General features: G+C 58.8%; 1 protein-coding gene. It reads left to right on the top strand.

Annotated elements, in window-relative coordinates; all coding sequences use genetic code 11:
* Positions 1 to 831 (top strand): IS4-like element ISPa1635 family transposase (locus tag N5J71_RS22325; protein ID WP_279917664.1); only part of this gene is annotated, 831 nt, incomplete at both ends.

The following is an 831-nucleotide window of genomic DNA, read 5'->3' as shown; positions in this document are numbered from 1 at the left end:
CAGAAGTGGCGTGGGCTGAGGGTGCTCGCGGTGGATGGCTCGACCGTGCATTTACCCCTGGAGTCGACCATGGCGACCTTCTTTGGCAGTCACTCTGGCTTTCCCATGGCTCGCTTGTCCACACTCTACGAAGTCGCTGACGGTCAAACCTTGCATAGCCTGATCGTGCCCCTGACCGTCGGCGAGCGCGACTGTGCCCATCTGCACCTTGAGCACCTGCCGGCTGACAGCCTGACGCTGTTTGACCGTGGTTACCCTGGGCACTGGTTATTCGCGCTGTTCGCGCAGCAACAGCGGCACTTTCTGATGCGCCTGCCCTGTGGCTATAACGCCCAGGTCAAAGCGTTTCTACACTCTGGCCAAGTTGAAGACACACAGCTTTTCGTGGCCAACCATCCTGAAGCACGTCTGTTCTGCTCCGAGGCTGGCGTTGATCCTGCCAGCCAGATCGAGCTGAGACTGATCCGGGTCGAGTTGGCCAACGGCGAAAGCGAAGTATTGCTGACCTCGCTGCTGGATCGAGAAGCCTTTCCCGCTGAGGTGTTTGCCGAGCTTTACCACCGCCGCTGGGGCATCGAAACCGATTTCCGTCGCCTCAAACAAACCCTGACGCTGGACAACTTCAGCGGCCGCAGCGTGACCGCTGTAAAGCAGGACTTTCATGCCGCTCAACTGTTGAAGAACCTGGCGCTGTTGATGCAGCACCTGCTACAGCCGGTCATCGAACAGCGCCACAAAGGTCGCAAGCTGCGATGGAAAGTCAACTTCACCCAAGGCGTGTCACGGCTCAAAAATACCCTGGTCGAGCTGCTGGTGCGGCACTGTGCTCAG

This window comes from Ectopseudomonas oleovorans, from assembly GCF_029845265.1.
Lineage (GTDB): Bacteria > Pseudomonadota > Gammaproteobacteria > Pseudomonadales > Pseudomonadaceae > Aquipseudomonas > Aquipseudomonas oleovorans.
This window is presented reverse-complemented; position numbering and strand designations above follow the sequence as displayed.